Annotated in this window: 30 protein-coding genes and 4 pseudogenes; 8 read left to right on the top strand and 26 right to left on the bottom strand. The window is 66.2% G+C overall.

From position 1 onward, the window contains the following. Nucleotides 1–476: 476 nt before the first annotated feature. Nucleotides 477–548, bottom strand: a pseudogene (locus ACIRRA_RS40060) (hypothetical protein); the annotation flags it as partial. On the opposite strand from ACIRRA_RS40060, the gene ACIRRA_RS40055 reads away from it, so the two are divergent. Beyond that, nucleotides 544–777 (top strand): hypothetical protein, encoded by a 234-nt coding sequence (locus ACIRRA_RS40055; protein ID WP_402779638.1) that lies wholly within the window; start codon nt 544–546, stop codon nt 775–777. The pseudogene ACIRRA_RS40060 and the gene ACIRRA_RS40055 sit on opposite strands and share 5 nt — an antisense overlap. Before the next feature lie 118 nt (nt 778–895). Here ACIRRA_RS40055 and ACIRRA_RS40050 read toward each other — a convergent pair whose 3' ends face one another. Further along, the gene (locus ACIRRA_RS40050) at nt 896–1132 is read right to left on the bottom strand and encodes a hypothetical protein (RefSeq protein ID WP_402779632.1); all 237 of its coding nucleotides are present in this window, start codon (nt 1130–1132) and stop codon (nt 896–898) included. A gap of 181 nt (nt 1133–1313) precedes the next feature. Next, nucleotides 1314–2276 carry an AraC family transcriptional regulator gene (locus tag ACIRRA_RS40045; protein ID WP_402779630.1) on the bottom strand — a complete coding sequence of 321 codons (963 nt, stop codon included), beginning with the start codon at nt 2274–2276 and terminating at the stop codon, nt 1314–1316. A gap of 130 nt (nt 2277–2406) precedes the next feature. On the opposite strand from ACIRRA_RS40045, the gene ACIRRA_RS40040 reads away from it, so the two are divergent. Then, nucleotides 2407–3231, top strand: coding sequence for an SDR family oxidoreductase (locus tag ACIRRA_RS40040; RefSeq protein ID WP_402779628.1), 825 nt, complete (start codon nt 2407–2409; stop codon nt 3229–3231). 29 nt (nt 3232–3260) lie between these two features. Here the strand turns inward: ACIRRA_RS40040 and ACIRRA_RS40035 are convergent, their stop codons facing one another. From ACIRRA_RS40035 to ACIRRA_RS40025, 3 genes and pseudogenes are all read right to left on the bottom strand, one after another. Continuing rightward, nucleotides 3261–3482 carry a hypothetical protein gene (locus ACIRRA_RS40035; protein ID WP_402779626.1) on the bottom strand — a complete coding sequence of 74 codons (222 nt, stop codon included), beginning with the start codon at nt 3480–3482 and terminating at the stop codon, nt 3261–3263. Between the two features lie 86 nt (nt 3483–3568). Then, nucleotides 3569–3841: a hypothetical protein gene (locus ACIRRA_RS40030; protein ID WP_402779624.1), complete on the bottom strand. Its 273-nt coding sequence runs from the start codon at nt 3839–3841 to the stop codon at nt 3569–3571. A gap of 66 nt (nt 3842–3907) precedes the next feature. Continuing rightward, nucleotides 3908–4682: pseudogene (locus ACIRRA_RS40025) on the bottom strand (transposase family protein). Between the two features lie 523 nt (nt 4683–5205). Between ACIRRA_RS40025 and ACIRRA_RS40020 the strand changes: the two are divergent. Both ACIRRA_RS40020 and ACIRRA_RS40015 read left to right on the top strand, forming a co-directional pair. Then, nucleotides 5206–5331, top strand: a complete 126-nt coding sequence (locus tag ACIRRA_RS40020) for a hypothetical protein (protein ID WP_402779622.1) — start codon at nt 5206–5208, stop codon at nt 5329–5331. 13 nt (nt 5332–5344) lie between these two features. Continuing rightward, a pseudogene (locus ACIRRA_RS40015) lies at nt 5345–5497 on the top strand (helix-turn-helix domain-containing protein); the annotation flags it as partial. A gap of 137 nt (nt 5498–5634) precedes the next feature. On the opposite strand, the gene ACIRRA_RS40010 reads toward ACIRRA_RS40015, so the two are convergent. The 4 genes from ACIRRA_RS40010 to ACIRRA_RS39995 form a co-directional block, all read right to left on the bottom strand. Beyond that, nucleotides 5635–6054 carry a hypothetical protein gene (locus ACIRRA_RS40010; protein ID WP_402779636.1) on the bottom strand — a complete coding sequence of 140 codons (420 nt, stop codon included), beginning with the start codon at nt 6052–6054 and terminating at the stop codon, nt 5635–5637. 523 nt (nt 6055–6577) lie between these two features. After that, the gene (locus ACIRRA_RS40005; RefSeq protein ID WP_402779620.1) at nt 6578–7060 is read right to left on the bottom strand and encodes an AraC family transcriptional regulator ligand-binding domain-containing protein; all 483 of its coding nucleotides are present in this window, start codon (nt 7058–7060) and stop codon (nt 6578–6580) included. 10 nt (nt 7061–7070) lie between these two features. After that, nucleotides 7071–7496 (bottom strand): DUF5360 family protein, encoded by a 426-nt coding sequence (locus tag ACIRRA_RS40000; RefSeq protein WP_402779618.1) that lies wholly within the window; start codon nt 7494–7496, stop codon nt 7071–7073. Beyond that, a complete protein-coding gene (locus tag ACIRRA_RS39995; protein WP_402779616.1) occupies nt 7496–7720 on the bottom strand; it encodes a hypothetical protein in 225 nt (74 codons plus the stop codon). Before ACIRRA_RS39995 ends, ACIRRA_RS40000 begins: the two co-directional genes overlap by 1 nt. A gap of 168 nt (nt 7721–7888) precedes the next feature. Here ACIRRA_RS39995 and ACIRRA_RS39990 point away from each other — a divergent pair, with 168 nt between their 5' ends. Further along, on the top strand, nt 7889–8509 hold the full coding sequence (locus tag ACIRRA_RS39990) for a TetR/AcrR family transcriptional regulator (protein ID WP_402779614.1): 621 nt from the start codon (nt 7889–7891) through the stop codon (nt 8507–8509). A 173-nt stretch (nt 8510–8682) separates the two neighbouring features. On the opposite strand, the pseudogene ACIRRA_RS39985 reads toward ACIRRA_RS39990, so the two are convergent. The 3 genes and pseudogenes from ACIRRA_RS39985 to ACIRRA_RS39975 all read right to left on the bottom strand — a co-directional run. Further along, a pseudogene (locus tag ACIRRA_RS39985) lies at nt 8683–8849 on the bottom strand (ISL3 family transposase); the annotation flags it as partial. A gap of 600 nt (nt 8850–9449) precedes the next feature. Next, nucleotides 9450–10010: an SUKH-4 family immunity protein gene (locus tag ACIRRA_RS39980; protein ID WP_402779612.1), complete on the bottom strand. Its 561-nt coding sequence runs from the start codon at nt 10008–10010 to the stop codon at nt 9450–9452. Between the two features lie 107 nt (nt 10011–10117). Next, nucleotides 10118–10465, bottom strand: a complete 348-nt coding sequence (locus tag ACIRRA_RS39975) for a DoxX family protein (RefSeq protein ID WP_402779610.1) — start codon at nt 10463–10465, stop codon at nt 10118–10120. 502 nt (nt 10466–10967) lie between these two features. Here ACIRRA_RS39975 and ACIRRA_RS39970 point away from each other — a divergent pair. Both ACIRRA_RS39970 and ACIRRA_RS39965 read left to right on the top strand, forming a co-directional pair. Beyond that, entirely contained in the window at nt 10968–11252 is a 285-nt protein-coding gene (locus ACIRRA_RS39970; protein ID WP_402779608.1) for a hypothetical protein, read from the top strand. Then, nucleotides 11245–11595 carry a hypothetical protein gene (locus ACIRRA_RS39965; RefSeq protein ID WP_402779606.1) on the top strand — a complete coding sequence of 117 codons (351 nt, stop codon included), beginning with the start codon at nt 11245–11247 and terminating at the stop codon, nt 11593–11595. Before ACIRRA_RS39970 ends, ACIRRA_RS39965 begins: the two co-directional genes overlap by 8 nt. A 115-nt stretch (nt 11596–11710) precedes the next feature. Here ACIRRA_RS39965 and ACIRRA_RS39960 read toward each other — a convergent pair whose 3' ends face one another. The 3 genes from ACIRRA_RS39960 to ACIRRA_RS39950 form a co-directional block, all read right to left on the bottom strand. After that, nucleotides 11711–12244: an alpha/beta fold hydrolase gene (locus tag ACIRRA_RS39960; protein WP_402779604.1), complete on the bottom strand. Its 534-nt coding sequence runs from the start codon at nt 12242–12244 to the stop codon at nt 11711–11713. A gap of 136 nt (nt 12245–12380) precedes the next feature. After that, complete coding sequence (locus tag ACIRRA_RS39955; protein WP_402779602.1) at nt 12381–13445, bottom strand: hypothetical protein; 1065 nt, start codon at nt 13443–13445, stop codon at nt 12381–12383. 115 nt (nt 13446–13560) lie between these two features. Continuing rightward, nucleotides 13561–15399 carry a hypothetical protein gene (locus ACIRRA_RS39950; RefSeq protein ID WP_402779600.1) on the bottom strand — a complete coding sequence of 613 codons (1839 nt, stop codon included), beginning with the start codon at nt 15397–15399 and terminating at the stop codon, nt 13561–13563. Between the two features lie 710 nt (nt 15400–16109). On the opposite strand from ACIRRA_RS39950, the gene ACIRRA_RS39945 reads away from it, so the two are divergent. Next, on the top strand, nt 16110–16541 hold the full coding sequence (locus ACIRRA_RS39945) for a hypothetical protein (RefSeq protein ID WP_402779598.1): 432 nt from the start codon (nt 16110–16112) through the stop codon (nt 16539–16541). A gap of 192 nt (nt 16542–16733) precedes the next feature. Here the strand turns inward: ACIRRA_RS39945 and ACIRRA_RS39940 are convergent, their stop codons facing one another. From ACIRRA_RS39940 to ACIRRA_RS39895, 10 genes are all read right to left on the bottom strand, one after another. Continuing rightward, complete coding sequence (locus ACIRRA_RS39940) at nt 16734–16892, bottom strand: hypothetical protein (protein ID WP_402779596.1); 159 nt, start codon at nt 16890–16892, stop codon at nt 16734–16736. A gap of 260 nt (nt 16893–17152) precedes the next feature. Then, nucleotides 17153–17743 (bottom strand): hypothetical protein, encoded by a 591-nt coding sequence (locus ACIRRA_RS39935; RefSeq protein WP_402779594.1) that lies wholly within the window; start codon nt 17741–17743, stop codon nt 17153–17155. Next, nucleotides 17740–19311, bottom strand: a complete 1572-nt coding sequence (locus ACIRRA_RS39930; RefSeq protein ID WP_402779592.1) for a peptidoglycan DD-metalloendopeptidase family protein — start codon at nt 19309–19311, stop codon at nt 17740–17742. Before ACIRRA_RS39930 ends, ACIRRA_RS39935 begins: the two co-directional genes overlap by 4 nt. Before the next feature lie 6 nt (nt 19312–19317). Next, complete coding sequence (locus ACIRRA_RS39925; protein WP_402779590.1) at nt 19318–21021, bottom strand: hypothetical protein; 1704 nt, start codon at nt 21019–21021, stop codon at nt 19318–19320. Beyond that, complete coding sequence (locus ACIRRA_RS39920; protein WP_402779588.1) at nt 21005–22486, bottom strand: SCO6880 family protein; 1482 nt, start codon at nt 22484–22486, stop codon at nt 21005–21007. Before ACIRRA_RS39920 ends, ACIRRA_RS39925 begins: the two co-directional genes overlap by 17 nt. 72 nt (nt 22487–22558) lie before the next feature. After that, on the bottom strand, nt 22559–24361 hold the full coding sequence (locus tag ACIRRA_RS39915; protein ID WP_402779585.1) for a hypothetical protein: 1803 nt from the start codon (nt 24359–24361) through the stop codon (nt 22559–22561). Further along, nucleotides 24355–25146 (bottom strand): hypothetical protein, encoded by a 792-nt coding sequence (locus tag ACIRRA_RS39910; RefSeq protein WP_402779583.1) that lies wholly within the window; start codon nt 25144–25146, stop codon nt 24355–24357. Before ACIRRA_RS39910 ends, ACIRRA_RS39915 begins: the two co-directional genes overlap by 7 nt. A 27-nt stretch (nt 25147–25173) precedes the next feature. Next, nucleotides 25174–25752, bottom strand: coding sequence for a hypothetical protein (locus ACIRRA_RS39905; protein ID WP_402779581.1), 579 nt, complete (start codon nt 25750–25752; stop codon nt 25174–25176). 23 nt (nt 25753–25775) lie between these two features. Then, nucleotides 25776–26021 carry a hypothetical protein gene (locus tag ACIRRA_RS39900; protein ID WP_402779579.1) on the bottom strand — a complete coding sequence of 82 codons (246 nt, stop codon included), beginning with the start codon at nt 26019–26021 and terminating at the stop codon, nt 25776–25778. A 2-nt stretch (nt 26022–26023) separates the two neighbouring features. After that, on the bottom strand, nt 26024–26305 hold the full coding sequence (locus ACIRRA_RS39895) for a hypothetical protein (protein WP_402779577.1): 282 nt from the start codon (nt 26303–26305) through the stop codon (nt 26024–26026). Nucleotides 26306–26307 lie beyond the last annotated feature (2 nt).

The following is a 26307-nucleotide window of genomic DNA, read 5'->3' as shown; positions in this document are numbered from 1 at the left end:
GCCGCTTGCGGCCGGGATGGCGTGCCTTGCGGGGGACCACCGGCAGCAGGGGTTCCACACGCTCCCACAACCGATCATCGATCTCCCATGGCCTACGTTGTGCCGTCGTATACCTCCAGTCACATGCGACACAACAAGAACACCAACCGATCTCGCATCATTCCCCCCACCAGCCCCATTCTGTTAGGAGTTCTAAGGCCCGTTGTGCCTCTTTAGGCGTGTATGCCGCCCCCGCTCCATACTTTCCATGATGGAAAGAGTAGAGGGACACTTTCCATCATGGCAAGTGATCTACCGGGCCATTGCCGCAACCCACCGGCGCGCCCACACGATCATCGAATGCGGAATTTTCACGTCTTCGGGTGTGCGCCTGTCGCAGTCCGGGCATCGGAGGCAGTGTCTCTTGTTCTTCCAGTTCCTCGGCGCGAGCGCCGAATTCGAGCACGCCCTGATGTCCAAGCGCACCGCGCATAAGTGTTGATCGCCTTGGCCTCGGCTTCGTCACCGATCGGTGTTGCCGTGGCATCGGCGTTGACATGAGCGATGTCGCGGCCCCCGACCTCCGACGAGATCGAGACCGGCATGGTCACCACCTCTCTGAAGCTCCCCGCCGACATGCGGGACCGCGTCCGGGAGACCGCCGCCGAACACTGCATCACCGCGAGCATGCTGATCCGCCAGTACATCGAAATGGGCCTGGCCGCCGAACAGCCCGAGCGCAAGGTCAGCTTCGCCGACGCCATCCGCGTCCTGTCCGGCCTGCCCGAAACGGCCTGAAGGAACACGCGGATACCCCGGACACGAACACCACTGCACCAACAGTTGTGACGGTCTGCGACGTTCGCGAGGCCCTCGCCGATTCCGGCCTATGAGGTCCACTGGGCTGAATCCGAGGTCAGTGAACCTGTCCTGCTTCCCGCGCACCGATCTCGGCGTCGGTGACCGACGCCAGCGGCCGGTCGGTGCGAGAACCGTCGGGGTCGTGTCCGTCGAGCCGGTCGACGGTCTTCACGATGGCGATGGTGTAGGCGCGGCGGGTGTTCGGCGAGCCGATCGTGTCCAGGAACGCCTCGGCCGACGACCGCACCGCCCGTGGCGGGACCGCTCCGATCCGGGTCACCGTGCCCGCCATGCGCCGCCCTCTCCCGGTTGCCCCGGATAACGGGGGTGCTTCGTGTGGTTGCCGCAGCGGTCCGCCGCAAGCCGGTCCTGATGTTACCCGGGATAACAGCCCGTTATCCGTGACAGCCAGGTTGTCGTCGAGTTGTCTATGCAGCGGAATCGGCTGACCTGGATCTGATTCCTGGCGTGCGCTATTGCTCAGCGGTTGCTGGGATCACGCGTCGGTACCGGCCTGGGGCAATGCCGTACTGGCGTTTGAAGGCGTTGGCGAAGGCGTACTCGGAGGTGTAGCCGACACGTCTGGCAATGGCGCCGAGAGGCGCTTCGGAGTCCCGGAGCAGGCGGGCCGCTGTCGCCATCCGCCACCAGGTGAGGTAGGCCATCGGTGGCTGGCCAACTAGCGCGGTGAATTTCCGTGAGAACGCGGCCCGGGACAGCCCGGCCACCGCACTCAGCGCCGCTACGCTCCACTGCTTGGCTGGGTCGTTGTGGATACCGTTCAACGCGGCGCGGATCTCCGAGTCGTTGAGCGCGGCCGCCCACCCGCTGACCGGTTTGCGCCCACTCTGTTCGTGGAGCCAGCCACGCAGAATATAGAGCAGCAGCGTGTCGAGCAGGGCGGGCACGATCGTGTCCACCCCTAGGCGGATGTCGTCGAGTTCCCGCGCGAGCATGTCGACCGCGGCGCGGACCTCTTGGTTCCGCCCCGCCCTGGACGGAAGGTGCACGATCTCCGGCAGGTCGCCCAGCAGCGGATGCGCCCGGCTCGGGTCGAGCTGGTACCCGCCGCAGATAGTCACCGTGACGGGCTGGGAGCCGTTCTGGGCGGTCCGGCCGATTACGTCGGAGGCGTAGCGCTGATCCCAGCGCGGGTCGTGCTGCGGATCGCAGGCAGGCTGGGTTAACGGTGTGGACGGGCTGTCGGCCAGGGCGTATCCACTGCCGTGCGGGAGGAACACCACATCGCCCTGGCCGAGCTGGACAGGGCGGCCATTCGGGGGGATCAGCCAGCAGAAACCCTCGAGGACCGCTTGGAATCCCGCCGATCCCGGAACGGACACGAAACGCTGTCCCCAAGGCGCATGCCATTCCACACGCGCCGAGCGAGGCTCCCCCATGCGCATCACCGCGATCACATCACTGAGTACATCCACAGCGCCATCGTATCGGCTGGCGGTTCAACAGAGACGATCACGTATCTATTCGGCACAGATACGCATTGATTGGCTCACTCCGCGCACCTACGGTCGTAACCGGAAAGGTCACCACCACGGAAGGGCCCACGTGTCCACACGAAACAAAATCCTGGTCACCGGGGGGACCGGCACGGTCGGCGGGCAGGTCGCCCAATTGCTGGCTGCGGACGCCGATGTCCGCGTCCTGACCCGCTCGCCCTCGTCGGCCCTGCTCCCGAGTCGCGTAGAAGTCGTCGGCGGGGACCTGTCCGATCCGGCCACTGTTGCCCCGGCCCTGACCGGGGTCGACGCGGTCTTCCTGGTCTGGCCATTCGCCGACGCGGACCGCGCACCCGACATCGTGGACCTGATCGCCGAGCGTGCGCGGCGCGTGGTCTACCTGTCCTCCGCGGCGGTTCGAGACAACGAGCGGCGGATCGAAGAGCTGCTCGAGAAGTCCCGCCTGGAGTGGACCTTCTTGCGCCCCAATGTGTTCGCCGCCAACACCTTGCGGTGGGCCGAACAGATCCGCGCCGATGGCGCCGTGCGAGAACCCTTCGGATCGGCAGCCATGCCGCCGATCCACGAGCACGACATCGCCGCCGTGGCAGTGCACGCTCTCACCCGGGACGGGCATGCCGGGGCGGTCTACAACCTGACCGGGCCCGAACTGCTGACCCATGCTGACCAGGCGCGCATCATCGGCGACGAGATCGGCCGCCCGGTGCGCTGGGTGGAGACTTCACCCGAAAGCGCGCGGCAGCGAATGCTCGGTATGGGCTGGGCGCAGGAGGCCGTGGACGGCGTCCTCGCCGCCCAGGCGGCGATGATCACAAATCCGGCGTTACCCACCTCAGCGGTGCACGAGGTCACCGGGACTGCGGCACGTACATTCCGCCAATGGGCGGCCGACCATGCCGACGACTTCCGCTGAAGCAATCAGACCACCGACGCCCTTCCGGCTCAACTGCCGCCGAGGGTCAGCCTGCTGGACATGTTGAGTTCGACCTCGCCGTATGGGAGCACATGCGACCAGAACCGCGGGGTCAGCCCGCGCCGGTCCTCCGGGGTGAGCCGGTTCTCCCACTCCTGCTCGATGTCGCCGACGGCGATAGTCGATGGTGACCGCCGGGAGAAGCGGACCCCACGCGACGAGGGGAAAAGTTTCCCGCCTTTCGTTCTCACCGGTGGAAAACTCCCACCTCACCGACCCTGAAACCGCGTGAGTGGTCTGTCCGGACCGATCACATCGACCCAGGATCGATCGCGACCTACAAGTCCTCGATCAGGGTGGCGACCGGATCGCGGGGCCCCTCGGGGAGCTGAAATATCTTCGCCACCAGCCGGACTCGCCCCGCGAAGCCGATCCGATCGCCTTCGAGAACCGTTTCGTGGCGCTCGCCCGTGTCGTCTTTCACGAAAAGCCGCACGGCACGTCGGCCCTGCTCATCTACGAAATTTTGCCCACCGAGCAGGTTGCGGCTACCCCAGTATGATGGGACGGAAAGGCATATTGTTATTTTCTCGGGTTGCCGATTGCTCATATTTCCGAGTCCAAATCTCACAGTGTTGCGCACTCGTGGCGACAGTGCTTGGATAGTGAGCCCTTTTCATCCTCGTTCAGCCTGAAGCTCGCGGTCCTGTAGGACGTGGATGGCCTTGACCAATGTCCCGGCCTTGTGCGGGCAGCAGCGCAGCTTGTGCAGCACCTTCCAGCTCTTGAGCTGCGCGTTCGCGCGTTCACCGCGACCACGCAGCCGCGCGTGCGCCCGGTTGGCCTGCTTCTGCGATTCGGGTTTGTCGCGCCCCTTGTACGGTGTGAGCAGGCCCTCGACGCCCTGATAGCCCTTGTCCGCCAACGCGATCAACCCGCAACGTTCGAGTTCGCGCACGATCTGCCAGATCCAGGCGGCCTTCACGTCGTGCACACTCCCCGGGCAACGCCCCCGACACCCACACGATGTCTCCGTCGGGCGTGGCGATGACCTGCACGTTCATGCCGTGTCGGCGATGCTTGCCCGAATAGTAGGGACGGTCGGCGGCCACACGGTCGATCGCGATCAGGGTGCCGTCCAGGATCAGATAGGCGTGCCCGTCGCTTTTCGCTTGCCGCAGCGCCGATCTCAGCTTCGGCGCACGCTCGGCCAGCAGATCCACGGTCTCCTCGACATACCGCCACGCGGTCGTGGTCGACACCTCGAACCCGGCCCCCAGATTACTGTAGGTTTCGGCTTTGCGCAGGTAGGCCAGCACCAGCAGGGCTTGGCGACCGGGGTTGAGCTTGCGCCATACCGACCCGATCTTCACCCGGTGGCGGCGGATCACTCCGGCAACGTGGTTCAGGGTCTGGCGTGACAACGGCAGCGCGGCACGGTAGAACAACAATGGAAGCCCTTGGGATGCAGCGGTTTTGGTCGACAGCTGACTTACCAGGGGCTTCGCCGTATCCCGAGGCGACACGCCGAACCCAGTCCCATTGCCCGCCAAGGGCATTCATGCAGGATGAAAAGGGCTCACTGTATTCATGCGACTCCCAAACCACCGTAATGCCGATATGTTTCGGGATGCGAGTCGATGAAAACGTCAGATGGATTGTGTGTCCGCCTATTCCGCACCCGATTCGACTGAGGGTCGGGACACATCTTCACGAGTTCATTGCGGTCTCGGCATCACGTATCAGTAATCCTATCTATTCAGATCCTGCCAATCCTTCCCAGTGTTGGGAATTGACGTGCTCGCCGGGGGTGCGGATGGTTACGCCGCGAACCGGGATGGTTCATCGGGGATGTTGCGGCACTGCCGCTCGGCGCGCGACTTGTCACTTTCGGCAGTGCTGCAATACCGCTCTTCTCTCCTGGGGCTCTGGGTTGTGCTGTGGACGTCCCATGACGGCAGGAGTGCGAAAGACTTGACCTACTTCGATATTGCCGGTCCCTCGCGACTCGACCCGAGCGGAGAAGCCGGCCAGGACGCCGCCGCGTACAAGGCGCTGCTCCTGATGCGCGCCTACCCCGTAGTCGTGCACCATCGCTGAACTGGAGTCGCGGGTGCATCTGTCCCGGGTGGCCCTCGCGCGTAGGTTCACCAAGGCGTATGGCAGGGCACCGGTTGCGATGTTGACTGCTATTCGCTTGGCGATGGCGGTCGAAATGCTCTGCAGCACGGAGAGATCGCTGGAATTCATCGCGAATCGCGTTGGTTATGGGAGCGCGCGCGTCCGGTGTAGCGTTCAAGCGGGCACACGGGCTGAGTCCACGCGATTACCGGCGAGAACGTGCTGCCTGATAGGCCCGAGCGGCGGACTCGCCGGTACCGATCCGAGCTCGGACCCGGGCCATCAGTGCTGGAACAGCTTGCTCCCGATGATTTGGCGGATGGGGGATAAGGGGCCGCCGTGCGGGACCAGATGGGAGCGAATCGTGTGGATGCTGACGTCGCCGCGCTCGGGGCTTTCGCAGAGGATCCTCAGACCTTCGGGACCGGTGCCGCGGCGATCGAGGGTGAGGTCGACTGTGCCGTCGGACTTCACGATGCTCCAGGGTCCGGCGACATGCTCGCCCGCGATCTGGCATCGATCGCCGGACGTCTCGCCGGTGACATGCGCTGTGACAGTGGAGTACCGGTCCTGGAGGGTAGCCTCGGGTGCTCCGTCGGCGTTGCTCGCGCCCGCGACAAGAACGGCGGCCAGGACGCAGAGTGCGGTGATTGTCGTTGCCCTCGATGGCCGACCCAGGATTTTCGCAGTGCGTCGCGACATATTCGTAATCCGTCAGATCGCAGGTGTTGTTCCACTGACTGTAATCAGCGGCGACATCCTCACTATTGCCGTCGCTGGGGGGTTCGCCTCGCGCCGATCAGCACGGCGAAGACAGCTGATAATAGTGTTGCCACACAGGCGATCTGGATTCCCAGCGGCGCGGCATGCCGCCCGTCGGTGCCGGGCCTTCGACACGGCGGATTTGGCTGCTGGTTTTATGCGGCAGAGCCGATCCGAACAATTGCGATCTGTGTAGCTCGATCACGTTTCGCGCCACTGCGACGGCATGCGCCGAGTTCGAGGGTGATGACCGGCGTACCGCGGCCGTGCTGTCACCCGTCCAGGGGTGATACGTGCGGCGAAATTCGCGGCCGTCGCCGAACCACGTCGGCGGCAACTCCCGTTATCGGGAGATTCGACTCGCGCAGTAGCCTGTCGGCGCGCTGGAGTCGTAGACGGTCCCGAATCTCGCCGAACTTCTCGCCTGCTTCGGCGGGTCGCCGGTGCAACGTGCGCTCGCTCGTCAGACGGTTCGCGACCGGTGGCTTCGGCATGGTGTTGCGTAAGTTTTCCCGCATACGTGCTCTATCTCTGCGACGGTGTCGTCCCGATCGTGGGTTTGCTCCAGCTGGGCCGCGGATCGGTCGAGTGCCGCGGCGTCGAAGCAGATCCATGTTGTCGTCGCCCCGAATCGAAGTTCATTTCCCAGCAGGTGCCGGTACGCGTCGGCGTGTGAGGGGCGCGGGTAGTAGAACTCGACCCATATCGGCGTGATGTCGTCACCCGTCAGTGAGCGTGCCACCGTCACCGCCGTGCAGCAGGCCTGCTCGACGAGAAACCGCCGCTCCGCCGGTGCGGGGCTGAATGCGTCGACCTGCGGGATGAATTCGCCTGTGCTGGTGGCTATTGCGAATTTCAGCAGATTGTCCGCGATACAGTACCGTTCGAGCAGGACCCGGAGCCCCTGGGTGCTCGATCCGGGCACGGTCGATGGTTGGGTTCTCATGAGGCGGGTCTCAGTCGATCGGACCGCCGGCCACCGGTCGCGTCCGGTGGATCCCGAGCAGGGCGACGATTGGGAATCCGAACAGCCACAGGTTGGGAAGCCACCACCGTAGGTCGTAGTCACCGCGGACCATGTAGAAGTTCAGTGCCATCAGTCCCGCGGCCGAGGTCAGTGACAAGGACACCGTGATCATCGGGAGCGATCCCGCGCCGGACCGGGCGGCAAGTCCGGCTAGACCCAGACCGATGGCGGCGAGGTCCAGTCCCAGGAACGACCAGTTCCATTGCTGCAGAAAGCAATCGGGTCCGACGCTGAGGACACCCAGCGCGGTGACGATCCAGTAGGTCAGGAAGCCGAGATCGGTCAGCAACATGATGTGCTTGATGCGGGGGCGGCGTGCACGGAACGGCGCATCTGGGACGAAGGGTGTGGGCATCACGCTTTCCTGGTGACGATGGCGAGTGCTATCCACGCCTGCGGGCCGGAGAACCAACTGAGTCGGGCTTCCTGCGCCAGCAATTCGTGCGCGAAGACGGATCCGTCGCGGTCGACCAGCACGGTGGCGGCGGCCTGCACCAGTGCGCCGTTCGCGACGAGCGCCACGCGCGGGTCGGCGGCGATGCGGAGCATCTTGCCGATCATCGCCGGTGTTGAGGTCACCACCGGCGTTCCCTCGGAAGTGAGAAGCGGTGACGGTGCATGCACCGAGACCCGTGGTGGTGCGCCATGCCAGCCGCCTGTCGTCGCGGCGGCGACACCGGGGGAGCCCAGGTCGAGGTTTTGCATAACCACGGTTACGTAATATCCGTGATGTAAAGTTCGGTGTCAATGCCGAAGATCGTCGACCATGAAGAACGCCGCCGCGCCATCAGCGCCGCGGCGTGCCGCGTCATCGCCACGGCGGGCCTGGCCAACACCACCATCCGTGACATCGCCGCCGAGGCCGGGTGCACGACCGGGATGGTCGTGCACTATTTCGACGGCAAACGCCAAGTGCTGCTCGCGGCGCTGGCGTCGGCGACCGCGGCCGTCGAGGAGCGGATCACGCGGCTAGTCGCGCAGTCGGCGGGCCTGTACGAGGTGCTGTGCCAGTGCCTGCCCATGGATGAGACCCGTCGCATCGAATGGCAGGTGTGGATAGCGTTCTGGGACTGGGCCACTCACGATGCCGAGCTGGCGCGGGAACAACGGCAACGGTATCGGGCCTGGTGCGAATCGCTGCAGATGGTGCTGGTGTCCGCGGGCTATGCGGGCCGGGACCTGGAGAGCGTGGCCGAAGAGGTGATGGTCGCCATCGACGGCATCGGATTGCAGGCGGTTTTCGATCCCGATCGGTTCACTCCGGAACGCCAGTTGGCGCTGCTGCGCCGGCAGGCCGCGCGCATCCTGACAGACGTCGATGGCGAAGGTGTTGTCCCATCGGAGATTTTGCGGCCTGACAGGGTCTGACGCCGCGTCCGACCAAGGCAGGTAACGGCGAAACCCACGGCGCCAACCTGTGCCGTGGGTTTCGCTTCACGATCGCGCCGTCGGGTCCCCAGCCGTTCGGATCACCTTCCCCGTGTCAACGACACGCCAATTCTGGATCTGGCCTATATTTCGTGAAAGCCCCGTCGTTTCGTTCAGTTGCTCAACAGGATTCGCTTGCGCAGGTCGGGTTTCGCGCGGCCGAACATCCGCCGCTTGAGCATCTTGATCCGGTTGATTCGACCGTTCCGCTGTTCCAGGGCAGGGTGAGACCGGCGGTGACCGCATCCTGGTCACGGCGGAGGCCGCGGGCGAAGGAGTGCAGGCCCGGCTGGTTATCGGCGTCGACGGCGGCCATCCATCTTTCAAGGTCCTGGCCGTGCAGCTCGCGCATGTTTTGTGCGTGCACGATGATGCCGGATCCGCCGCGCAGCCGGACGAAGGCCCCATCACGTCGACAAGCACTTTGTGCACCGGGCCTGTATGCGGCCAGGACGGTCGAACGGCTCACCGATCTGGAACAGCTATATCAAGCTGCTGGTGGATCCGTTCGCGGACTGTCCCACCGACTTTCGATACTGCGATGAAGAGGAGTTTCACGAGCGCATCGGGCAGGTGTGGGCCGATGCTGGCGTCGACAACGACGTCACTATCGAGCACGAGCTGGAGCTCTCGGTGGGAAGGACGGCGGCGCGGGGACAGGGATACTCGAGTGTGAGAACCTCGTTGGATTTTCGGCGATTACTCCTGGACCCGAATGCACCGTCCCCCGACATCCATCTGAATGGAAGCACAAAATGGTCATCGGTTCATTCGGGTTGTTGCTGCCGGACGTCGCGAGCCGAATGCTCAAAAGGTCAGTGCACGAACGCAATTCACCCGAACGCGATCCAGCATCGGACCGAAGCGACGTCGCCTCGGCTCACATCATCGGATAGGACTCGAGGAACGTCGTCCAGAACCTCGCATCTGACTCGAAAGGCGTTGTGTCCCAGGCGGCCATGCCTTCCTGGATGATCTCCTCGATTTCGGCCCAGTCGTAGGGAGTCGGGTTCTCGTCGGGGTCGGGCCGTTCGATCTCGACCTTGTACACCAGGTATGCCAGCGACGACAGGTCGCGGTGGATCAACTCGAACTCCACCTCCGAGTCCGGGTCGGACACCCAGATGGTGCCGTCCGCGGGCTGGACGTAGAGAATGCTGTGGAACAACAGACCCAGCGGCTGGAGTTCTCCCGCCGGTGTGTCCACCGGCGTCGAATCGATGTTGTCGATGAAGGCCATGTCGGGGCTGGCTGGATCGCGGTCGGCCAGATCGGCCGATATCCGAAACAGCCCACGCGAGTTCGGGATTCCGTACGTCACCGCGAACTCCACCGCATCCGGTGTCGTCCAGATCCGAGCCGCGAAGTCGGCTCGAAATCTGAGCATTTCACCCGGCGGCAGACTCGCGCGAACCGCCCGCCAGTCCACTTCTACCAGCATTCGTCATCTCCCTCCATCGGATTGGATCACCTGTGGATGGGTCCCGAATTGCCTCGCAAGCCGGGGCAGCCAGGTATTGCATCGGCCACAAGGTAATACGCCCGTCCTCATCGGGCGAATTGCAGTACCAGCGTGGCCGCGGCCGGCGCAAGGTAGAGCAGCGGGAAGGGCGTGGTCTTGTAGGAGTGGGCCCGAATGGTGGTGGCCGCGGCCCCTGCGAAGTAGACGATCAGGCCCACAGCAGCGGCGACACCCACCGCCGGAACGAAGAATCCCGTGATGAGGCCCAGCGCACCCGCCGATTTGGTCAGCGCCAGCCAGTTCCACCAGCCTTTGGGCACGCCGTATTCCACCAGCGGGTCCACCACGAACTGCTTCTTCGAGAAGAGCGAGTAGCCGGAGAACCCGATCCACAGAGCGGCCACGATTCCAACGATGCGATACGCGATGTTCATGAAGAACCACGTCCTTTCAGTAGCGATCTCTCGATCGCCTGAATGACGGGACGCGATCCCTATGTGTGACATCGGTGGATTTGGCGGGAAGTCGTTCGAGACCGGAACGCACCGCTTCGTCAACGTTGTGCGCAGACTGTCAGAACGCCGACTCGACGACGGTTGCGGAGGACTCGCACGATTTGCACGGGTCAGGCCACTGCCGCCGGATCACTTGGGCGGCCGGGATCTCGCTGCCCAGTGCGGGTTCGAGATCGTCGAACCAGTGTGCGGCCCGGTCGTAGCGTGCGAAGAATTGTTGGCCGACCAGTTCTGGATTGCGTGCCTGTGGGTACGGCGTGGCCGTTCGATCGACGGAGTAAGCCGAGCTTCAAGGCCGACAGGCTGATAGGAACGTTATTCAACGGCTCATCAGATCTTGGCATGACCGGTGCCGGTTTACCAGGGTCGGTCGGAGTACCTACCCTGGTAATACCGCGTATTACCAGGGTAGGCTGTGCCGGTGGCTATCGATTGGCACTACCGTCTCGCGTACTTGCTCGGCGTCGCCGGAATAGACATCGACGATGTCGTGGACGCTCTGGTCGATTGGCTCGGCGGGCAACAGCGAGTATGGGTGCGCACTACCGATAGCCAGTACGTCGTCGTGTGGATGCGCACGGCTGGCGGGCAACCCGTGGAAATCCTGGCGCGTGTCGCCGGGAGCGATCTGTACCTGGTCGCGGGGCGGGTTTTGGCCGGTGACCGGCTCACCGACTTCGAGAAATGGGAGAACGCCGATGACTGAACAGAATGATCCCACCACCCCCGACGAGGTGAACGCCCTGCTCGATCGCCTCGTGTTCACCGACGCGCCGATCGACTTGCCGGTGGAGCTCGGCCAGGACGACGGGCCGGAACTGAAGCCGCGATCGGTCAAGATGAGTGATGACCTGACGCGCCGCGGCAAGGCGCGCGCTGTCAATCTGGGGCAGTCGTTCTCCGCCTATGTCCGGTCTCTCATCGAGCGCGACCTTGCTCAGGCCGAGCACAAGGGACCGGCCGCGGAACTGTCCCGGATCGCCGCCGACCTCAGCCGCGCGGCGGCCGAACTCGACCACACCGCTGCGGAACTCGGCCGAACCGCCTGATCGTCAGTTGTCAGGCTGATCTCGCCGCTAACCCGCTGGCTGCGGCGCGCGTCGTGACGATGGCTGGCCGCCTGGGCTGAGGTCCTCCCGCACAGGTGACCTCTTGGCGAAGTGGCTACTGGCCGCGTTTACCTGTTGTCGCCGGGGTGGGGCGCGGGGGGAGCTTGCGGCCCAGATCGGTCCACACCTGAAGCCACTCGGCTGCGCGATCGTGCCGCCCAAAGACCGGGTGGGGGCCACGGTGGTGAATCCTGCTGTAGGAGGCGGCCCGATGCAGCGTTCCTGGCTCTTGATCGACTGGCTGATCCGTGCCTGGGACAGGTGCAGCCGCCGCGCGGTACGCCCGAAATGCAGTGTCGCTGGTAGTGAGGCCGTCGAGTTCTCCCTTGTCACCGCGGGGGAAGGAAAAGATCTGACCGACGTGCACGCCGATCACCTGTTCCGGTGCGAGACGCCCCAATTCGGCGGCAACGGCGGCGCCCACATCGCTTCCGTGCACGCCGTAGCGGTCGTATCCCAGGCGCAGCATCAGTGTGTGGTAGGCCGCCGCTGTGCGCGCCGGATGCCAGGCGGGAACCCGCGTCGGCCCGGAGAACGCATACCCGGGGTGCGACGGAATCACCACATCCACGATCCAGGGTGCCGCCACAACGAAATATCCTGCACTGCAACAGAACCCGATGCCAACTCGCCGAACCTGTTAGGAGCTCTCAGGCACAGTAACCCGAATAGATCACGTCTATTTCACGCGATTCGCCGCCTGTTTGCGGCTACCCTGCCGCACCTCATTGTGCGGCGGCCGCGCCGGTGTCGCCGGGGCCGTGCGGATCCGGCTGGCCAGCATCGGATCCGAGGTCCAGTTGAAGCTGTGGCACTGGCACTTTGCGTGGCTTGCGCCAGTGGCGCAGCCGGACCTGCTCTGCCGGTTCAGGTTCCGGCACTGGGGGAGGGGTCAGGTGCGGTCCAGAGAGCTCAGCGAGGGTCTCGCAGTCCAGTTCGGTGCCGGGTATCTGCTGGCGGGCGGTGTTGCGCAGGGTGCGCGGTGAGATGACCAGACCTTCCTGGGCGCCGATTGCTCGGATGACGAAATGGACACCGCGGCCGGTGAGCGCGGTGGGTTCCTCGTTGAGGTTCAGGAACAGCGCCGATACCTGTCGCCGCCCGAGCAGTTCACGACGACGGTGTAGCCAGCGCCGCTGTACCGTCACCGTCCCCGGTCGTAGCGGCCGCCACACGGGCTCGCCGTCGGGACGCCGGCAGCAGAGCTGCCCGGTGTTGTGGCTCGGGTCCAATCGCAGATCCGCCGCACCGAGCGCGACCACCTGGTCCACGGTCGGCCCGAGATCGAGTATCAGGGCTGCCAAGGCGATATCGCGCTCACCTCGGCTGGCCGCGCTGCGCAGCACGGCGCTGTACTGCTGCCGGTCGAGGATCTCCAACGGCCGCTCGGGGGGCTCGGGCCGGGGCAGACGCAGACGTGTGGTGAAACCCAGCCAGTAGTAGAACAGGTCCACGGCCCGCAGCATCCCGCTCACGGTCGACTCGGCGAGGCTGTGCTCGACCTGCATCGCGTCACGGTACTGTCGGACCGCGCGTCGTCGACCGTCGTCGTCGGCGAAGGCTTCGCGATGGCTGATCCAGCCGGTTTCCACCTCGAAGACGTTGTCGCTCAGCCAGTTCAGGAACAGCCGCACGTGGCGGTAGTAGGTCGCACGCGACCCCTCCGACAGTGGGCGGTCACCGATATCTCCGCGGGCAAGGGCCCGCGAAAACCGCGTCAGCGCTTCGTCATTGGCGTCGGGACCGCGCTCACACAGCACGACCCGGACAGCGGCACCACTGCTCGTCACGGTAACCGGGCCCCTCTCCTCACTGCTGAGTTGGTGCCACCAGGATGGCAGGGCCCACCGACAAATTGATACCATCACAGATTTTTACAGCAGCAGTGTCGGACTGCTGTAAAAGTCATGCCGCTGCCGTCCTTTCGAGGACCAGGACCGGCTGTGTCGCGATCTTGGTTCCGCCGGTGCGCCAGGCAGGGTCACGCATTCCTCGGTAGATCGTCATTGGTGCGTGCTCGAGCAGGTGGCCGTCGTAGGGGTCGGGGACGCTGGCGAGGATCCGGTCGCAGGCGTTGGCGATGCGTTCGCGTTGTTCCAGCCACAGCAGCCATGCCCGCAGATCGGCGGGATCCAGACCCCGCAGCAGCTTCCGCCGCGCCGACCGTCGCGCCTGCTGCTCCTGTGGGCTCATCTCGCGGAACCACCGGCGCTGAGCCCACATTGAGCGCAGTAGCTTCGCCGGTCGGGTCTGGCTGGTGGCCAGGCGCTCTCCTGGACCGAGCTGGGCCAACGCATCGTTCAGCAGCCGCCACAGCTTGCGTTCGTAGCTGTGGCGGCGGTCTTGTTTCGTGGCGTTGCAGCGGCCGCGGGGAGCCGTCGGGGAGGGGGTGCTACGGCTAGTGGGGGACTTTTCCGAACGGACCCGCGAGATCTCGGTCTCGACGATCGGGGTGACCGCGAAGGTGTCGCAGCTCTTGGCTCCTCCTGCGTACCGCCCGGCGAAGACCAGCAGGCCCGCCTCGATGGCTGCGTCGCGGGCGCGACGCACGGTCTTGTCGTCCATCCTGGTGGCCCGGGCCAGATCCCGGATGCTGATCGACCCGTCTCGGGTCACCAGGATCGGTGCCAGGTGGTAGAGCATCGTCTTGATGCCCTGCAGGCGATCCCGGCGCATCCGGGTGCCAGCCAGCACGAGATCGGCGGCGGCGTCCAGGCCACGGCGCACCTGCGCGATCCGGTCCTCGATCTCCGGATCCGGCGTCGTCGGCGCATCATCGACACGCCGCCGCCGCGGACGCTCCTGCGCAGCCTCCTGCAGCGCTTTGCGCCACAACGGCTTCCACCACCGGAACCTGATCTGCGCGAAACGGGCCGGGCAGGCATCCAGAGCCGCCTGCCACGCCTCGGCTTCCGACAGGCCGTTTTCGGCGGCCGCGATGGTGACCGCGGGCAGCCAGATGTAGCGCCGCCACCAGCGTTCGCTGCGTTGCGATTTCGCGCCCGGGCCGCTGATCAGCTTCCACGCCTGCGCCCCGGTGTAGCCCGCCCGCGCCATCGCGCACGAGCGCCCGTACTCGGCCGCCGAGCGGCTCGCATCCCCACCACGGGTGCGCGTCTTGCGCGCACTGGCGCGGACAACGGATTTCGCGCGTGTGCGCGGGGGCACCGCGGCGGCGACGACCGCCGGGGTGAGGGTGCAGCTCACCACCGGACTCGGCAGGCCCCGCCGGTGCGGCGCGGTCAGCGTCCGGATCACCTTGCCGGTGCGGTCATCGACGGTGATGCCCAGCTTTTTGCTCAGCCGCGCGCACACCAGCGCCCACGCCGCCGCCTGCAGCGGAGTCCGAGCGGCCGCATACACGTGCCATCCGCCGGGCCGCCCGGAGCGACGCGTCAGATACCGCAGCCGATGCTCGACGCACCACGCCACCAGCGCCTCCGCGCACACGTCACCCAGCACCGCCTGGTCCGGGCCGGGGTCGATGTCGGCACCCAGCATCCCCGCATTCAGGTGGCCGGCCAGCGTGCGGGCGCGGCCCGTCTCGACGGCGGCGTGCGCGTCGGCCAGCGTCTTGACCCATCGGATCTTCTGGTTGTCGGCATCGATCAGCAGCCACTTGCCCGAGTACATCGCCTCGTCGAGCGAGGCCAGGAACTCCGCCGTGGCGGTGTCGTAGGCACCGACCGTGTTTTGCGCGTGCTGCTCCGCGCTTTCTCGCGCACATGCGCTGAGCAGCGTCATCCATGCGAGACCGACACGGACGGCGTGTCGTTCGCGACAGGGGTGGAATCGATATGAGGGCGTGCGCTACCCTCGGACCTGCATTCCAATGCAGCCTCCGCGGTAGACGGTGGCAACGCGGCCGACGAGTTCCTGCTCGTCTCCCGCCGAAGTCCTTGGGGCCGAGAGTGTTCCCGCACTCTGGCCTTCGTCCTTAGCCGACCGAACCTCCCTTCCCGGGGAGGAGTTTGTCCGGCTGGCGGATTGCCGTGATGCCTCTGTGTAGTTGGCCCATGTCATAGCGGTAACTAGTTCTGCTGAGTCCTCCTCACATGCGTGTTCAGTGCGCAATCAGCACGCTGGATGACACGCCTTCGGAATGGGTGGCGGACACTGGCCGCGCCGTCCGTAGTGGGGCCTGCGGACTTCCGCTGCCGATCGAAATAGTCAGCGTGTGTGCCGCATGTGGCCAGCTGAGTCGGGTGGGGGAGGCGGGCGGTAGGGGCTGGGGTGGTACATCCAGTGGGGGAAGATCTCCTGTGATCTGACGAAACAGGTTGCAGCGCAGCAGGTCCGATCAGGTAGGAATCGCAGTCGCTGGATCCTCCGCCGTAGCGGCGGCCGTAGAGCAGTAGTCCGCTGGCGATGGCTGTGGCGAGCGCAGCGCGGGCCCAGCACAGCCGTGCCCATTCATTCATCGGGACAACGGAATTGGGGACGACTGCGACGACATGGCGGCCGCCGGATTCGCGCAGCAGGTGAGGGACGGCGTGCTCGACGCGCCTCGCGATGAGAGCTTCGGCGCAGGCGTCACCGATGAGCGGGTCGGCGGCATCGATGCCGGCGGCGAGCAGTCCTTCGGGGAGCTTGCCCGCGGCCGTGGCGACACCTTCGTCGCCGAGTGCCGCCCGGGCGGCGCCGAGGGATTTCACGATGCCGATGCCAGCTTGTCGGCATCGATCTTCACCAACTCCGGGCGGTACATGCCCCGCTCGAGTGTGGAAAGAAAGCTGGGGGAGCGGTGCGAGACGAGCGCTGCGGCGCTGTCGAATTGCGATCGGGTGAGGTCGGGATCCTCGACACGCGCCGAACCGACTGTACCGGGCTCAGGGCGCAAGGTATCCTTGGACCTGGATTCTTTCAGCAAGAAGCCTGTCCTTTAGCGGGGATGAGTTGCTGGAGGGATCCACGGGGCGAGTGGGCAAACTCGCCCCCCACACTTCCGAACCCCCCGGCTGACGCCGGGGGTGTTCTGCGTTTACGGGGGGATTCCTCCAGAAACGAAAGTCTTCAGTTCTGAGGCATCTGCCGGGTTTGGCTACCCGGCCGGGATCGTCGTCGTCGCAGCGTCCGCGCTAGGCGGACTCGGGCAAAACCTCCTGGTTGTTGTCGCGCAACAGCTCTTCCAAGGGCACGCCTGTCTCTCGCGAGATCAGTTGCGTGACGAGCATTCCGGCAGACACGCCTTTAGTTTTCGCTACTTCACCCAGCGCCTCCTTGGCGCATTCAGCCATCCAGAGCTTCGTCTGATGGAGTTCATACGGTAACGGGGCTGGTCCGCGTGAGCCTCTTTTGCGAGCCATGCGGGCGATCCTTCCACAACCCGTAACTCTGGTACCAGAGCGACACGCCATTTCAGGTACCGCAGTTTCGGGATTTCGGGATTTCAGTTGTTCTGTGGCTGAGCTGGATTCGGCGCGGCAGGTTCGCACGTTGCCCGCGTGCGAGGGGCTGCCGCACCAGCTTCGCTGGCTTGCCACGGAATATGTGCTGGTCACTGGAGGTGCGCGAGCTGAGTAGTGGTCCATACGGGTTGTTTCTGTGTGGTGATGAGGCTGATAACGGTCATCGTGATGGGTGGTTTGCCCGGGGTGGTGATGGTCAAGGTGGTGGCGGTCTTGCGTTGCCATTGGGCGGCGGTGTCGGCGGGGTGTTGTTCTGTGCCGATGGCGGTTTGAGCTGTGACGGTGGTCTTTTCGTCCATCCACGCTTGCCAGGTGGGGCGGGGGATGGGGTAGGGCTTGTAGTCCTCGGCACCGCGCACACTGAACAGCGGCGCGGCGCGGCGGGCGGCGTTTTCGGGGCCGGTGTCGCCGCGCTCGGGGTGCCAGTCGAAGACGGCTTGCACGGTGGCGACGGCGACCGCGGCGGGGTCGTTGCGGTCCAAGGCATTCCACGGTGAGGGCAACGGCGGCAGGGTGGCGATGCTGGCGCCGGAGGGCACGCCGGTGCCGGTGTCGTCGTGTTCGCCGTAGGTGTTGGTGTGGGTGCTTGAGCAGGCGGCGGCCGCGGCGGTGAGCGCCACAGCGGCAAAGGCGGCCAGGCGGCGCGCGTGGCGAGGTGTGTGCGCGGTGGCGGTGCTCATCGGGCCCCCTCGGGCAGTGCGGCGGCCGGTGCCAGCGCAGTCGTGGTCGTTGTTGTCGTGGTGGAGTTTTGGGCGAATCGTCGGATGCCGATGAGCATTCCGCCGGTGCTCACCGGTGCCTCGGTGACGTTTTGTCCCTCGGTCGGGGCGTGCACCATCTGGGGGACTCCGCCGGAGGTGCCGATGTAGACGCCGACATGGGTTGCGTCGGAACCTGATCCGAAGAACACCAGGTCGCCGGGTTGGGCCTGGCTGATGTCGGTGACGGCTTGGCCTTGCTGGAGTTGGCCGGATTGGGTGCTGGTGCCGGTGAAGTGGGGCAGGGTTTGGCCGGTGCCGGCGTGGACGGCGTAGAGGGTGAGTCCGGAGCAGTCGAATCCGCCGTTGGTGGGGCCGTTGGTGTCTCCGCCGCCCCAGACGTAGGGGCGCCCGATCTGGCTTCGGGCGGCCGCGACGATGGCGTTGCCGTTTCCGGTGCCGGAGTTGCCGTTTCCGGTGTTGCAGTTGCCTGCGCCGCCGATGGCGGCGTGTCCGGCCAGGCGCGCGAACAGCGCGCGGGCCTCGGCTTCGTGGTTGCCGTATTTGCCGCGCAGGTCTTCGCGGGGTTTCTGGACGTCGGCGGCGGCTTCGGTGAGGGACTTGTTCTGCCAGCTGGTCGCCAGTAGTCGTTTGTAGAACTCGGTGGCGGCGTGGGAGGGGTCCATGATCTCGGCGACGGTGCCGTAGCCCATTCCGGCCTGCTGCTGCATGATTCCGATGCTCAGTCCGTCGCCGGGGGCCACCTCGTCGTGGGCGTAGTTGAGCGATTCGGGTACGGCGTTGCTGGCGAGGTTGCGTAGTTCGGATTCGACCAGGCCGACGGCGAGGGCGATGACGATGGCGTCGTCGGCTGCTCCGAGGGATTGGCCGACGGCGATGACGGTGGAAGCGTTGCGGTCTTGGGCGGTGCTGGTGGTGGCGGCCTGCTGGTTGCCGTTCTGGCCGGGTGTGGTGCTCGTGCCGGTTTGGCCGTTCTTGATGCGCTCGAGGATCGTGGTGGGGTCGATGCGGGTGCCGCCGGACAGGCGGTTGCCTTCGGCGATCTCGAAATGCAGATGGGGGCCGGAGGATTCGCCCGCGTTGCCCGAGCTGGCGATCACGTCGCCGGATTTGACCTGCTGGCCGACGGTCACGTGTACCCCGCCCTTGTTGATGTGCCCGTAGACGCTGCTCATTTCCTTGCCATCGATGACGTGCGACAACACGACCCAGCCGCCGAAGCCTTGGACTCCTTCGTCCTGGGCTGCGATGACGGTGCCGTCGGCGAGGGCGTGGATCGAGGTGCCTTCGGGCACACCGAAATCCACGCCGTAGTGGAAGCCGCCGTCCCGGGGTCCGTAGCCGCTGGTGATCGGGGTGGACACGTCGACCGGGTAGGACAGACCGCCGACCGAGACACTGGGGGACTGGCCGCAGTTGTTCTTGTTCTTGTCGGTGGCCTTGCTGCATTGGGCAAGGACCAGCAGCAGGAGCAAGATCGTGATGAGGATGGCCCGCCGGTACCGGTAGAGCGCGATGACCGCTGTCACGCTGGGTTACTCGCGCTCCGAGCGCAGGGCCGCGCTCGTATCGTGGATGCCGAGTTGTTCTTCGAGGGGGCTGATCCAGGTGCGGAACGGGACACCGGGTTTGCTGGGGTCGTCGGACCATTTGCAGATGAATCGGCCCATGCCGTCGTGGACGGCGCGGCGGTCGTGGCGGGTGGGTGAGCCGGAGTCGGACCAGGATTTGAGCAAGTCGGCTTCGGCGGCGGTGTATTCGATGAGTCCTTGTTGTTCGCGGATCTCGCTGCCGTTGATGGGGCCGATGAACTTGACGCGGCTGCGGCTGATGAATCCGGTGGCCTGCATCTGTTCGTGGACGCTGTCGGAGACGCCTTTGTAGTCGCCGACGGTGTGGGTGCTGGTGCCCAGGGTGGTGCCGTCGCTGCGGTTGAGTCGGGTGATGCGGTTGACGGTCGAAATCTGGCTCGAGCCACCGACTTCGAACAGTTGCCAGAGCTCGTCGAGGATGATGTCGGTGACGGTTTTGCGGGCCAGGCCGTGCGCGGCGAGGAGGTTGCGGGCGCGGACGGATTCTTGGGCTTCGATGCCGGTGATGGCGATGACGGCGGCGCGTAGGTCGCGGGCGGTCTGCGGGATCACTGAGAGGTCGACGTCGATCATGGCGGCGTCGAGGTTCATGCGTTGGGTGGATTGGCCGTTGAACGCGCGCCCGAGTGAGCCTTGGACCAGTGCGCGCAGCGATTGCAGCAGGCGTTGGGTGATGTGGGCGAATTCCTCTGTGCTGCGGGCGGCGGCGTTGGCGCACATCGCTTCGGTCGGGTCGTCGAATGCGGCGATGAGGTCGGACAGGATCGGGGCGCGGGTGGGGGAGAAGCGGCCGCCTTCGTAGAGGGCGGCGATGGCGGCGTCGATGACGCTGGCTTCGTAGTCGGCGACCGGTCCGCGGCGCACGAGGGAGACCAGGGCGATGACGTTGTGTGCTTGGGCTTCGTGGAGTTGGTCTTTGAGTACCCAGGCGTCGGGGCGGTCGCCGAGCCGGTGCACTGCGTCGGCGAGTGCGCCGGGGTCGAGGGCGTTGAGGACACCGCCGCCGGCACCGATGTGGAAGATCTGCCCGTCGGGCCCGAGTAGTTCGCAGAGTCGCCGGCCGTCGGGTTTGGCGTCGGCCAGCCACATCACGTGTCGGCCTTGATACAACGCGTTGATCGCGAATTGCCGCAGCAGGGTGGACTTTCCGAACCCGTTGGGTCCGATGATGCTGTAGACGGGTGCGGAGATGAGTCCGGCTTCGAACCAGGCCAGGGGGTCGAACATGAAAGGGGCACCGGCGAATTGGCGGCCGACCGGTAGCCCGGGAGTGGTGACCTCCGAGGGCAGCGGGAACGGGTACAGGCCGCAGATGCGGCAGGTGGTGCCGCGCACGTAGGGCAGGGGCATCGGGGTCTTCATGTAGCCGCCGTGCCGGGACAGGTAGCCCTGCGGGGTGGGGATGCGCCGGGCCTGCCAGGGCTGGCGGGCCTCGGCGGCAGTGAGCTGCCACAGCGCCAGTTCATGAGCCGACAGGCGGCGCGAGGCCTTGAACCGTGCCCACGGCCCCATGGTGGGCAGCAGTTCGCGCAGTTCGGCGGCTTCTTCGTAGTCGAGTAGCCCGACGGGGGTGTCGCGGCCGGGTGAGATGCGTTTGCGCAGCGCGGTGGGCAGCGCGTCGGCGAAGGTGTCAGGAAGCAAGAGCATCGGTCACCCCGCCCTGGGTTTCGGTCATGTCGGGGAAGACACCGATTCCCAACGCCACCAGGAACATTGACGCTTGATCGGTGTAGCAGGGCGCGAATTTGAGGCTGCTCGACAGGCCGGTGTCGTCGACCATTTGGGCGGCGTCGCGGCCGTTCTGCTCGAGGCCGACGGTGATGGTGATGAGCATGCCGACGTCGGCGAGGCCGTGGCCTTCGGCGAGGTCTTCGCGGGTGGCGGCCAGGTCGTCGTAGCGCATCTGCTGGCGGGCGTCGACGAGCCCGCGGTTGCGGCGTTGCACGGCGGCGAAGGCGTCGCGGTAGTCGGCATCGACCATGCGGCGCGCGTCCGAGGGCCGGTAGGGGCGGTAGATCAGGGCGACGCGCTTGTAGGGGGCGCGGTGGTTGGGGCGCAGGATCTTGGCCAGGCTCATTTCGTCGACCGGCTGCACCGGGTAGTCGTAGGCACGGTAGGTCATTGACCGGCCCGAATCGTGCAGGTAGTAGCGGGGCTGGTCGTCGTGGTAGCTGGGTCCGGCGTCGGCCCAGCTCATGCCGGTGTCGCGGTGGCGGGCCATGTGTTCGTCGATGAGTGGGGCGGCGGCGGGGTTGAAGGCGGCGTGGACCTCGGCAATGACTTCGGCGCTGGTGGCCCAATCGGCTTCCAGGCCAGCGCGGGCGGCGGCCTGGCGCAGCTCGGGCAGCCGCCGCGAGACCGAAGCCGCGCCGTCATTGAACGCACCGCTCGAGTAGCGGAAGGTGATCGCGATGCGTTGGGTGGTGCGCAGGGTCTCGGAGGCGAGGTCTTCGGTGCGGGCGTCGAGGATTTCGGCGGCGAATTCCGGCGCCAGCGACGAGTGACGGTTGTCGATTTCGACGGCGTGGAACGCGCCGGTCTCGGGCCGGATATCTGAGACGACGACGGCGGCGGCGACGTCGCCGTGTTCGCCGAGCACGCGCAGGAATTCGCCCCATCCGGCGACGCGGCCGTCGATGATCGCCTGGGGCAGGGTGTCTTGGCCGTGGGCGCGGACCCACAGTTCGACGGTGATGGTGTTGTAGACCAGGTTGAGGATGGCCGCGACGTCGGATCCTGTGTCGGGATCCCAGCAGTTTTTGAGCACCAGCGGCAGCGCGAAGCCGGGGAGCTGGGAGCGGCCGCCCGGGATGTGGCTGAACAGGCCGGTTTTCACGATGTGGGCTTCGCGGCGGCGGATGGGCAGAGTGTGGACCCAGGCGGCGACCAGGTCACCGGCGGAGGATCCGCGCACGCGGATCATGGTGGGGGCGATGCACAGCACCGACACGACGAGCACGGTGAGCGCGGCGATGGGGGCGTTGCCGAAGAACCACAGCCCGACCACGATGGCGGCCGCGAGCACGGCGAGCACGGAGGTGGTGACCGACAGGCCCGGAATCAGGCCGGTCGATTCGGGTTTGCGCCAACCGGTGTACTTCTGCTGTCCCATGAGCGGGGAATCTCCTTGTCTGGCAAGCGGTGTCGGGGACCGCGGGCCCGCGGTGCGGGCCCGCGCAACCGGTTAGGTGATGCGCCGGAAGCTCGAGTCGCGCGGGCCGGTGCGGCGGCGGGCTCGGTCTGTCCGGGCGGGGGTCGGTGCGGGTGCGGGCGGGGTCTGTTCGGCGGTGGCGCGGCTGGGGCCGGAGTTGGGATCGCTGCGGTCGCCGGAGCGGGCCGCGCCGGTACCGCTACCACTGGTCGGCGGTGGGGCGGCGGGATGGTTGCCGCTGGTGCGCGACCCGCTCGTGCTCACCGAGGCGCGACCGGACTGCCCGGACCCGGATCGGGTTGCGCTACCGGTGGATCCGGTACTCGACGCTGGGGCACCGTTGCGGCTGCTCGAACCATTCGCGCCGTTGGTGCTGGCGGATCCGGTTGTGCCGCCTGCGGTTGCGCCGCCCCGGGTCGAGGTGGTGGTGCCCGCGGTGTTGGTCGAGCGGGTCAAGGTGGTGTTGGTGCCGGTCTGCGACGGTGCGGGCGCGGGTCCGGCCTTGCCGGTCGCCGTGCCGGTCCCGGTGCTCGGGCTGGGTGGATTGCCGGTCGAGGGCGGGGTTTTCGCCTTGTCGTCGCGGCGTGAGGATTCGCCTTCACCGCTGGTGCCGTCTCCGGCGCGGCCGCGGCCGCCGCCGGTGACCGCTCCGGCCATCCGACCGATGCCGCGAGCCCTGCGGTAGGTGCCTGCCAGCATCGGGGCACCGGAGTAGGCGACGGCGGTGTTGCCGACGAGCCGGGTGAGCACGGGTAGGCAGAACGCGGGGGCGACCATGGCCAGGACGGCGGTCACCACATCCGATCCGGAGTTGAGGTCGCCGATCTGCCAGAACGCGACCGCGAACAACAGCGCGGCAATGGGTTTGAACAACAGCACGCCGACCCCGAGACGGACCATGGACCAGAACACGGCCTTGCCGCCGCCGGTGACTGATGCCGCGCCCGCGATCGGCAGGCCCGCGGCGACGTAGATCAGCCAGGCCTTTTGCAGGACGAGTTGAATGGTGAGCTCGAGGTAGGCGATCAGGCCCAGCAGCGCCAGCGCCAGCGAGATCACGTCCTCGGTTTTGAGTCGGGCGTCGCGGCCGCTGAGTGCGGAGCTGAGTTTGTCGACGATGTGGGTGGTGCCGCCGGCCTGGTTGGCGGAGGTGGTGAACAGCCATTCGGCCAGGGCGTCGCTGGCTCCGGCCAGCGCGAGCAGGGTGGGCGCGGCCAGGGTCGCGGCCAGGGCCCAGCGCACGAATCCGCCGAAGGCCTCCGGCGCGGCGTTGTCGCCGGTGAGCATCATGCGCTGAAACAGGATCTGCAACAACGCGATCAGCAGCCCGAGCCCGCAGGCGAGCACCTGGAGCTCGCCGGTCATGTCGTTGACCTTTTGCAGGGTGCCTTGGGAACTGCTGGCGTTGATGTCGACGTGGACGAACAGCTGCCACGCGTACTTGATGATCCAGATGAACCCGCGCAACACCTGGTCGACGATGTCGGAGAAAAACGAGCTGACCGCATCACCGGCGGCGCTCTGTACCGAGTTGGGGATCGGGGTGCACCAGTCGGTGCCCGGAATGCGGATGTGCCCGTTGCAATCTCCGCCGCCGCCGGTGTCGGTGGTCGTCGGGGCGGCCGTGGTGGTGGCCGGTGTGGTGGTGGCCGTCGGCAGCAGGCCGGTTGTCGTCGGGGTGGCGCTGGTGGTGGGCGCGCCGCTGGTGGGGACGGTCGTGGTCGGCCCGGTCGAGGGTTGCGCCGCGCCGACGGCGGCGAGCACGAGCGTGGCCACCGCCAGCGCGAGGAGCGCGGCGACAAGGCCGCGCAGGGAGCGGCGGGGGGCTTTCACCATCGCGCCCACCCGGCGGGTTCGTCGGCGTCGGTGGGGGTCTTCTGGTGGCCGGAGTAGCCCATATCGAGGATGGATTGCTCGGTCAGGTACCAGTCGTCGCCGGACCAGACGACGGTGACGTCGAATGCCGAGCCGCGCTGTTTGCCTGATTCGGGCAGATACCAGAAGCTGACGTCGATGACGGTGTCGGAGACGGCTTCGGTGTGGTAGCGGGCTGGGCGGCGAATTCCGTTGGTGGCCAGGCAGTTCGATTTCCGGGTGGGGATATCGGTCTGGTCGACTTTGAGCACCGGCACGACACGGTCGTGGTCTGCGGGGGCGATGATGCTGGGCAGGGCCTGACGCTCGGTCGCGGTGCCGCCGAAGTTGCGCAGGTGGTAGGCGGCCAGCGCCGCGCCGAAGGGTGTGCGGGCGAATCCGCCGTAGATGGTGTTGGCGCGCAGCTTGGTCGGGCCGTCGGTGGTGGAGAACGGCAGCGCTTCGCACTGCACGCGCTGCCACATCGCGGGCCCGTCGAGGGGGGCGCTGTTCTGCGGCAACACGGTGCCGTTGATGTCGGTGGCCTGCTCGACCGCGCGCGGCTGGAGCGCGGTGTTGGCGGCGAGCAGGGGCGTGCCGAACGTCTTTTTGAACCAGTCGGTGTCTTTGAGTGCGGTGCTGGAACGGAGCGGGGGCTGACCGGGGACCGTGGCGGTGGTGTCGCTGGTGTGGCTGCCGCACGCGAGCGCGCCGACGGCGAGGGTGAGCACGGCGGCCGTCGCGGCGAGGTAATGGCGGGTCTTCATCGGAAATGTCCTCCGGCGCAGCGGGTCTCAGGTTTGGGGCAGGGCGTTGGTGTCGGTCGGCAAGGTGTCGTAGGCCTTGACGATGCCTGCGGTCTCTTTGGGGAGCTCGATGAGCCAGGTTTCGCCGGACCAGACGAGTTTTCGGGTCAGGCCGGTGATGGAGTGGTCGGGCTGGTCGAACAGCACTTCGACGGTGGCGGCGGTGTCTTCGTAGCCGAAGAACCGGAATCCCTTGATCCGCGGCACTTTGGCGGGGTTGGGGACGCCGGTGATGGTGATCTGTGCGCGGGCGGCGAGGTAGGCGCTGAGGCCTTCGCCCGCGGCGAAGTAGTCGCGGGCGATGCCACCGAAGGTGGCGTCGTCGGCGATGTCGAGCATGGTTTGGGAGTCGACTCCGGCCATGACCGCGCCGTCCATGGTGTGCGGCCATTTGATGCGGTCGCCTCGGCCTGCGGTGGCGGGCGGTTTGATCTTGCCGTCGGTGACCCAGTCGGTGCCCTTGTAGTTGGCGATGGTCAACGGGGTTCTGGTGGAGTGCCCGCCGCAGGCGGTCGCGACCGTGGCCACCGACGCGGCGGCCACGGCGAGGATGAATCGTCGAATCATGGTCGGGGATAGTCGCTTTCGCTTCAGTGGAACCAGTTGGCGATGTCGAATGTCTTCATGGCCACGGCGGCGCAGAACAGGATGACCAGCAGCTCTTTCCACAGGTCGATGAAGTCGGCTCCGCGGTCGTAGCGCAGCCACGCGCGCACGGACAGGATGAGGATCGCGCCGACTGCGAAAATTCCGGTGAGGCTGATCAACTGTGAGGCCAGGTTGAGGAGGGGCCGGGTGACGCTGTCGGGCAGCTGCTGGTACGCCAGGGTGGCCATGGTCAGCTGCCGGTGGTCCAGTTGACGATCTGCGCGGCGCCAGCGGCGACGAACATCAGCACCAGGCCCATGCCGATCCAGGACAGAACCTCGGATTTCTGCATGGTGACTTTTTGGTAGTAGTAGACGCACACCGCGCCGATGAGGGCGGCCACCGCGATAGCGCCGGAGAAGTAGTAGATCAAGCCCAGGAACTTGTTCATGATCGACTCGAACGGCCCGCCGTCGGGGGTGGGCTGGGAAACGGCGAGGACCGCGACCGCGTCGTAGATGTGGGCGTTCACTG

The organism is Nocardia sp. NPDC101769, from assembly GCF_044766925.1.
In the GTDB taxonomy this organism is placed as follows: domain Bacteria; phylum Actinomycetota; class Actinomycetes; order Mycobacteriales; family Mycobacteriaceae; genus Nocardia.
Note: the sequence above shows the minus strand (reverse complement) of the source record. Positions and strands in the feature narration are given on the sequence as shown.

Bases quoted from the DNA above. Each gene is read 5' to 3' on its own strand.
- ACIRRA_RS40055 (WP_402779638.1), top strand. From the start codon at position 544: ATGTCGCGGCCCCCGACCTCCGACGAGATCGAGACCGGCATGGTCACC.
- ACIRRA_RS40050 (WP_402779632.1), bottom strand. From the start codon at position 1,132: ATGGCGGGCACGGTGACCCGGATCGGAGCGGTCCCGCCACGGGCGGTG.
- ACIRRA_RS40030 (WP_402779624.1), bottom strand. From the start codon at position 3,841: ATGAGCAATCGGCAACCCGAGAAAATAACAATATGCCTTTCCGTCCCA.
- ACIRRA_RS40010 (WP_402779636.1), bottom strand. From the start codon at position 6,054: ATGTCGCGACGCACTGCGAAAATCCTGGGTCGGCCATCGAGGGCAACG.
- ACIRRA_RS40005 (WP_402779620.1), bottom strand. From the start codon at position 7,060: ATGAGAACCCAACCATCGACCGTGCCCGGATCGAGCACCCAGGGGCTC.
- ACIRRA_RS40000 (WP_402779618.1), bottom strand. From the start codon at position 7,496: ATGCCCACACCCTTCGTCCCAGATGCGCCGTTCCGTGCACGCCGCCCC.
- ACIRRA_RS39990 (WP_402779614.1), top strand. From the start codon at position 7,889: ATGCCGAAGATCGTCGACCATGAAGAACGCCGCCGCGCCATCAGCGCC.
- ACIRRA_RS39980 (WP_402779612.1), bottom strand. From the start codon at position 10,010: ATGCTGGTAGAAGTGGACTGGCGGGCGGTTCGCGCGAGTCTGCCGCCG.
- ACIRRA_RS39975 (WP_402779610.1), bottom strand. From the start codon at position 10,465: ATGAACATCGCGTATCGCATCGTTGGAATCGTGGCCGCTCTGTGGATC.
- ACIRRA_RS39965 (WP_402779606.1), top strand. From the start codon at position 11,245: ATGACTGAACAGAATGATCCCACCACCCCCGACGAGGTGAACGCCCTG.
- ACIRRA_RS39950 (WP_402779600.1), bottom strand. From the start codon at position 15,399: ATGACGCTGCTCAGCGCATGTGCGCGAGAAAGCGCGGAGCAGCACGCG.
- ACIRRA_RS39945 (WP_402779598.1), top strand. From the start codon at position 16,110: ATGGCGGCCGCCGGATTCGCGCAGCAGGTGAGGGACGGCGTGCTCGAC.
- ACIRRA_RS39940 (WP_402779596.1), bottom strand. From the start codon at position 16,892: ATGGCTGAATGCGCCAAGGAGGCGCTGGGTGAAGTAGCGAAAACTAAA.
- ACIRRA_RS39935 (WP_402779594.1), bottom strand. From the start codon at position 17,743: ATGAGCACCGCCACCGCGCACACACCTCGCCACGCGCGCCGCCTGGCC.
- ACIRRA_RS39925 (WP_402779590.1), bottom strand. From the start codon at position 21,021: ATGCTCTTGCTTCCTGACACCTTCGCCGACGCGCTGCCCACCGCGCTG.
- ACIRRA_RS39920 (WP_402779588.1), bottom strand. From the start codon at position 22,486: ATGGGACAGCAGAAGTACACCGGTTGGCGCAAACCCGAATCGACCGGC.
- ACIRRA_RS39915 (WP_402779585.1), bottom strand. From the start codon at position 24,361: ATGGTGAAAGCCCCCCGCCGCTCCCTGCGCGGCCTTGTCGCCGCGCTC.
- ACIRRA_RS39910 (WP_402779583.1), bottom strand. From the start codon at position 25,146: ATGAAGACCCGCCATTACCTCGCCGCGACGGCCGCCGTGCTCACCCTC.
- ACIRRA_RS39905 (WP_402779581.1), bottom strand. From the start codon at position 25,752: ATGATTCGACGATTCATCCTCGCCGTGGCCGCCGCGTCGGTGGCCACG.
- ACIRRA_RS39900 (WP_402779579.1), bottom strand. From the start codon at position 26,021: ATGGCCACCCTGGCGTACCAGCAGCTGCCCGACAGCGTCACCCGGCCC.